This window comes from Methanocalculus sp. (assembly GCF_030651615.1).
Lineage (GTDB): Archaea > Halobacteriota > Methanomicrobia > Methanomicrobiales > Methanocorpusculaceae > Methanocalculus.
The window spans coordinates 1-6,531 of the sequence record NZ_JAUSCG010000060.1 but is presented as its reverse complement, the minus strand read 5'-3'; the positions used below and the strand labels follow the sequence as shown (position 1 = coordinate 6,531).

Sequence of the window (6,531 nt, the reverse complement as noted above, 5' to 3'; positions counted from 1 at the left end):
ATGAAAGATTAAAATTGTTGGAAGCTGAACAAAATGGGCAAATTTGAGGATTTTATCGCAATTTAACGTCTATAATCGAATTATTTTATGTAAGGAGATCCATATCATTCACTTTCGCCCTCCCCACGGCGAGTATTCATATGAGTATGAGGTGACGAAGATATCATGAAGCATATGACCTTCATTTATCTGGCTCGTCGGGCAGATTCGTTCTCGAAGACGATACCCCGGCAGAATCAAAGAACAGGGAATACAATTCGACAGGGGAAATCGATTTCTCCTCATACCGGACACTGTGCAACAGATCAGATCATCATCGCCTGAGTGCATCAAAAAGATTACGCACAAATGCAATTGAGGGAAGAGTCCTGTCAGGAGTGAAAGACGACTCTTTCAGTACCTGATCAGAGTACTTGCCGGTCTTAACAAGCACCCCGAAGAGACCAGCTGCCTGTGCACCAGCGATGTCGGTTCGTATGTCATCACCGATCATCGCCGTCTCTTCAGGTGATGTGCCCATCAGTGCCAATGCTTGGAGGAAGGCATCAGGGGAAGGTTTTCCCATCACCCGCGCAGTTGTTCCGGATGCATACTCAAGAGCCGCTACAAACGGGCCCGCACCAAGGGTGAGGCCATCAGGGGCCATCCAGTACCGGTCGCGTTCGAGTGCGATTAAAGAGGCGCCTTCGTTTATCTGCCGAAAAGCCACATTCAACGCATCGAAGGTAAACCCTACCCCTGCATCCCCAACGATCACCGCTTCGGCACCCTGCTCGGCATAGGCGATACCGGCATCAAGGAACTCAGACCTGGCTGCATCCGTCATCAGGAGTTGACATTGGGAGATTTCTTTCTCTTCAAGGAGGCGGAGTGCTGCAATGACCGGTGTTGAGATCTGATCCGGCGTGATGGAGAAGCCGATTCTGTTGAGGCGTTCGGCAATCAGCTTCCTGCTCCGTTGTGTTGAGTTTGAGACGAAACGATATCTGATTCCTTCTTCATCCAGCCACCGAATCGCGTCAGGTGCTCCCGGAATCGGTTGATCCCCGATGGAAAGTACACCATCAATATCTATGAGAAGCGCTTTTATGACCATTTCTGTTCTCCCTTGACCGATCAATTGTTGATGAACCCGGCAGGTACAACCATACATCTATCTCTGATAGATAATTGACAATCCCCCGTATCACTTTCACCCCCCGCTCACGGAGTTTATCACAGAAGAATCGTATGAGTACGGTATGGGACGATCTGCCGGAGCATTCGAGGATGCATCGTCATTCTGGCGAAGATGTATCGACAGCTCCGGTGAGTATTCGGTTATCCAGCATGATAATCGATTCCGGGAGAGTTTAACACAATCCCCGGTTCTCGCCTCGGTTTATCAGCGATGTATCACCGAACGGGAGGAGCTCTCTTCAACCTATGCCGGGTGTGACATCGGAGACCTCATCAAGGGCACCGTGTGCATGACAGATAAGGGGGGGTATTATCTGATCTCTGAAGAACTGGGTCACAGAGGTTTTCCTCTTGATGCTTCAGCTGCACGGGCAGAACTGATCAGATGCCTGAGGCTCATCCCCGGGATAGGTCCTGTTCGTGAAAGGCACCTGAAACAACGGGGATGCCAGACGATCCGGGATCTCCGGTATATCAGACGGTACCAGGCGGATGCGCAAAGGATACTAAGATGCATTGAAGATGGAGAGAACAGTAAGGTTGAGTCATTGATCAGTGAGAGGATCGGAAGAACACATCCCCTGATGATCACCGCATCCGCTCTCTCCCCGGATGAGAACTTCGTTTTTTTAGATATTGAGACACTTGGAGTCTTTTCACGACCTGTCTTTCTGATCGGGTCAGCTTCAGTCAGAGATGGAAAGGTTACACTCAATCAGTTTCTTGCCCGTGATATCGATGAGGAGTTACCTGCACTCCTTGCATGGCAGGCATCGGTTCCTGAGGGCGCCACACTCATCAGCTATAACGGGAGGTCGTTTGATGTCCCGTACCTCGCTGATCGGTTCGCCTACTATGGGATCGATCACTCATTTTCGAAGCATCAGATCGATCTCCTCCACATCACACGGAGAACCGTCGGCAGAAGCCAGAAGAACTGCCGCCTGTGCACCATCGAAGAGCAGGTGCTTGGAATTTCCCGGGAATCGGATCTTCCGGGGGCGATGGTGCCTGAGTTCTATGACATATATCGGAGAACGAAGAATCCCGGCCCTTTGATCCCAATCGTACAGCATAATCGGCAGGATGTCCTCTCACTCGTGGATCTGTACCACCACTTTCGGGAGTTGTCCTGGTGACGTCATCCTCACTCATCGAAACACTCAAAGACCGCTATGGTTATCCGGATGATGCCCTCTTCATCAGGACATTCCCGGGACGGGAGGCGCAATATGCAGCCATTCCTGAGAACCTCCATCCGACTCTGAAACGATACCTTGATAGTGAAGGAATCCGGCCATATATTCATCAGGCTGAATCTTTTCATGCGGCACGTGCCGGAGAAGATATGATTCTCACGACTCCGACTGCATCCGGAAAGACCCTGGCATTTGCGCTTCCGATCTTTGACCGACTCCTCTCCGACCCAAACGCACGGGCACTCCTTCTGTATCCTACAAAGGCACTTGCCCGCGATCAGCTCACCGCACTGGAAGCAATAGACAGGGCAACAGGTGCAAAGGCATATCCTGCCGTCTATGATGGTGACACTCCCCGTGATATCAGACCAAAGATCAGGGATCGATCACGGATCATCATCTCAAATATGCATGAGATCCACCATATCCTCCCCTGGCGGAGGCAATGGGCAGATTTCTTCGGAGGCGTCACATTTGTCGTCATCGATGAGGCGCACCGGTACAGGGGAATCTTCGGCTCCCATATTGCTCTTTTGATGAGAAGACTTCAGCGTGTCCTCACCTTCTATGATGCAGATCCCACCTTCATCCTCGCATCAGCGACACTTGGCAATCCTGAAGAGTTTGGGTCCCGGCTTATCGGCCGCACCTGCCGGATCATCAATGGGGATGGAGCTCCACAGAACCGCCGCACTATCATCTTTTATAACCCATACGAGCGTGATCCCACAAGCTCCCTGACTACAGAGGTTACCGACCTTCTCACAGCCCACGTAAAGCATGATATTCAGACGATCTGTTTCACCCCGTCACGAAGAATGACAGAGATTATTGCGCGAAGGACGCGGGAGATGCTTGCAGGAGATCCGGGTCTTGCTGATCGGATCTCAGCATACCGGGCAGGGTACCTTGCTGATGAACGAAGAGAGATCGAGGCAGCATTAAAAGACGGCACACTACGGGGCGTCATCTCGACAAACGCTCTTGAACTTGGCGTAGATATCGGCACTCTTGATGCCGTTCTGATGTCAGGCTATCCCGGGACCACCCTCTCGTTCTGGCAGCAGGCAGGGCGTGCAGGGAGGAGTGGGGCGGAGAGTGTGGTGACGATGGTTGCACGATATGATCCGATCGACCAGTACTACATGCATCATCCCGAGCGCTTCTTCTCGGTCGCACCGGAACATGCGGCAATTGATATGGAAAATCCAATGATCCTCTCCGGCCATATCCTCTGTGCGGCATCTGAGATACCGATACGGAAGCGCGATGAGGCATATTTCGGATCTGATCTGGACGGATATGTAAAGGCCCTCACATCCGATGGTATCCTTGCAGTGACGGCAAAGGGTTGTGTTTATGCAGGATCACGACGCCCATCCGAACTCATCAGCCTCTCGGGTTCCGCATCAGGGGGGTATCGGATCATGAGAGGTGGTGTAATCATCGAGACGATGGATGCTGCACAGGCGTACCGGGAGGCGTATGTCGGTGCGGTCCTCCTCCATCAAGGGGAGAGTTTCATCGTCAGATCCGTTGACCGGGAGGAAGGAATCATCCGTGTCGAGGCGATGGATATCGATTATCTGACCCGGACACTCTCCAGAAACAGTGTCTCGGTCGACCGGATACTCACATCAGGACGATCCGGAGGGTTCTCACTCTCGTCTGTTGAAGTGACGGTCACCGAACAGATCCTCGGATACCGGATCGTGAGGTATGATACTGTGATCGGATCAAACGAACTGGATGTACCGCCTCTCTCCTTCTCCACCCAGGGTCTCCTGATCGCCTGTGATGAGGAGATCTTCTCAGGGTTCGCTGATCCGAACGGAGCACTTCATGCCGCAGAACATGCGCTGATTGCAGCGATGCCCGGTGTTGTCATCTGCGACCGCCATGATATCGGGGGCATCTCCACCTCATACCATCCTTCAGCAGAAGGGCCTGCGATCATCATCTATGACGGATACATTGGAGGTGCAGGCCTCTCTGCAAAAGCATATGAACTGATAGAGAGGGTCGTTACTCTTGCAGAGATGATCGTCTCCGAATGCAGGTGTATTGACGGATGTCCTGCCTGTATCTTCTCTCCAAAATGCGGAAACGATAACAAGCCTCTTGATAAAGAAGGTGCAGCAAGACTCCTTCTCATGATGAGGGAGGCGATCGAAGGCTGCAATCCGATGCGTTGATAACGATCGAATGTAAATGATGTTTTACATTTAGAGGCACATCATGCAGGCAATCAGAGCGGAACACCTCTCCAAATCTTTTGATGGACGGCAGGTCCTCAGGGATGTAACATTCTCTGTGGAGAAGGGCGAGATCTTTGGATACCTCGGGCCAAACGGGGCAGGAAAGACGACGACGATTAACCTCTTCCTCGGCCTCCTCTCCCCGGAGACCGGAACAGCAGAGGTCTTTGGTGCGGATCTCGGATCAGATGATGAGGCGCGGAGGCGTGTCGGCGTGCTCTTTGAGAATAATGGCTTTTCTGAGCGGCAGAGTGCGTATGAGAACCTCAGGTACTATGCCGGCCTCTATGGTATGGATGAACCGGAAGGCAGGATCGAAGAGCTGCTCAGGGTAATCGGCCTCTCTGACCGGAGTTCGGATGCTGTCGGGACTTTTTCAACAGGGATGAAGAGGAAACTGGGGATCGCCCGTGCAATCCTCCACCGGCCCGATGTCGTCTTCCTTGATGAACCCTCTTCCGGTCTTGACCCTGATGCCCAGCGGATGGTGCGGGACCTCATCCTCTCCCTCTCAGAGAAGGAGGGGATGACCGTCTTCATTAACTCGCATCATCTCGATGAGGTGCAGCGGATCTGCAGCCGTGTCGCGATCCTTGCAGAAGGGAAGATCCAGGCATATGATTCTGTAGCACGGCTTGCCGGAGCCGGGAAGGAGTCATCGGTCTGGATCGCTTTTGAAGGGGGAAGACCGTCCAGGCAGACGATTGCATCTCTTGAGTCGCTCAGCATGGTTCTTGATATTCAGGAGGAGGGGGAGGGCATTGTATGCAGACTTGCAGAGGAGGGATCGGTCCCTGACCTCATATCCGCACTCGTGAGTGGCGGGTACAGAATAGAGGAGATAAAGAAGAGATCAGCTGATCTTGAGGAGGTCTATCTGAGATACGTCCATTCTGTGGAGGGGAGATCATGAATGAACGGCTCGTCATTGCAAGGAAGGAGTTTCTTCAGGCGATCACCAATAAAGGCGTCCTGATCGCAAGCTTCATCTTTGCAGTCTGGTTCCCGGTCTTCACAACACTGGGTATCCTCGCAGGCACCGGGGGAGATCCCGGCACCGCCCTTGGAGGCCATCTTGCCAACCTCTCGGTGGTGCTGGCACTCTTCATGGGGTACCTCTTCTCATCTGACGCCTTCTTCCGCGAGAAGAAGGATGGGACGATTCTGACACTCCTCTGTGCACCAGTCTCCATCCGGCAGATCTGGGAGGGGAAAGTCCTCGGTGTTTCAGCTGCTGCATATGGGATGACGATCATCTCGATTCTGATCACCGTCATTGTCGCCTTCGTACTCTCATCTGTTGCTATCACCCTCCCCTGGCTCCTCCTTCTCCATGTGATCGTAATCCTCCCGGTCTATGCAGCTGCATCCGCAGGGATCATCGGATCTGCCCAGTTATATCTTGGGATGCGGGAGAACCAGCTCCTTGGAATGGGATTTGTCTTCCTCTTCATCTTCCTGATATTTGGTTTACAGGGTCTTGTATCACCGGAAGGAGGAGTGACGATCCAGACAGAAGTCTTCTTTGCAGTCTTTGGGATTGTGCTGCTGGCGCTTGGAAGGAGATGGGCGGGGCGGCTGTCAAAGGAGCGGATTGTGAGGACGATAACGTGAGAAAGAGAATAGATTAATAAAAATATATACCTACATAGAATTACTAATAATAATTATCGAACAATAATTTGATTAGGTATGTAAAATGAAGGAACAAGAAAGCATCAGTAGTTAGAGATAGATAACTTTAGATTAAATTCTCCAAAGACACGTAAACGGGAGCAGTATGAACGCGTTTAAATCTCTTCAACAGCATAAACCGATGCTGAAACGGCGGTTTGGTATTGCCAGGATCGGCATCTTTGGCTCCTTTGCACGCGGAGAGGAACGGCCGGATAGTG

At 51.9% G+C, this 6,531-nt stretch carries 7 protein-coding genes; 6 read left to right on the top strand and 1 reads right to left on the bottom strand.

Annotated elements, in window-relative coordinates:
- Window positions 1-165: 165 nt before the first annotated feature.
- On the top strand, window positions 166-324 hold the full coding sequence (locus Q7V06_RS02480) for a hypothetical protein (protein WP_304837577.1): 159 nt from the start codon (window positions 166-168) through the stop codon (window positions 322-324).
- Here the strand turns inward: Q7V06_RS02480 and Q7V06_RS02475 are convergent.
- Complete coding sequence (locus Q7V06_RS02475) at window positions 314-1,096, bottom strand: TIGR01458 family HAD-type hydrolase (RefSeq protein WP_304837574.1); 783 nt, start codon at window positions 1,094-1,096, stop codon at window positions 314-316. The genes Q7V06_RS02480 and Q7V06_RS02475 overlap by 11 nt on opposite strands.
- A gap of 145 nt (window positions 1,097-1,241) precedes the next feature.
- Between Q7V06_RS02475 and Q7V06_RS02470 the strand changes: the two genes are divergently transcribed.
- The 5 genes from Q7V06_RS02470 to Q7V06_RS02450 form a co-directional block, all read left to right on the top strand.
- Window positions 1,242-2,318 carry a ribonuclease H-like domain-containing protein gene (locus Q7V06_RS02470; RefSeq protein WP_304837571.1) on the top strand — a complete coding sequence of 359 codons (1,077 nt, stop codon included), beginning with the start codon at window positions 1,242-1,244 and terminating at the stop codon, window positions 2,316-2,318.
- Window positions 2,315-4,573 carry a DEAD/DEAH box helicase gene (locus Q7V06_RS02465; protein ID WP_304837568.1) on the top strand — a complete coding sequence of 753 codons (2,259 nt, stop codon included), beginning with the start codon at window positions 2,315-2,317 and terminating at the stop codon, window positions 4,571-4,573. The genes Q7V06_RS02470 and Q7V06_RS02465 overlap by 4 nt, the downstream gene beginning before the upstream one ends.
- 43 nt (window positions 4,574-4,616) lie before the next feature.
- Window positions 4,617-5,549, top strand: a complete 933-nt coding sequence (locus tag Q7V06_RS02460) for an ABC transporter ATP-binding protein (protein ID WP_304837565.1) — start codon at window positions 4,617-4,619, stop codon at window positions 5,547-5,549.
- The gene (locus Q7V06_RS02455) at window positions 5,546-6,250 is read left to right on the top strand and encodes an ABC transporter permease (RefSeq protein WP_304837562.1); all 705 of its coding nucleotides are present in this window, start codon (window positions 5,546-5,548) and stop codon (window positions 6,248-6,250) included. The genes Q7V06_RS02460 and Q7V06_RS02455 overlap by 4 nt, the downstream gene beginning before the upstream one ends.
- A gap of 166 nt (window positions 6,251-6,416) precedes the next feature.
- Window positions 6,417-6,531 (top strand): nucleotidyltransferase family protein (locus Q7V06_RS02450; RefSeq protein ID WP_370650797.1); only part of this gene is annotated, 115 nt, incomplete at its 3' end.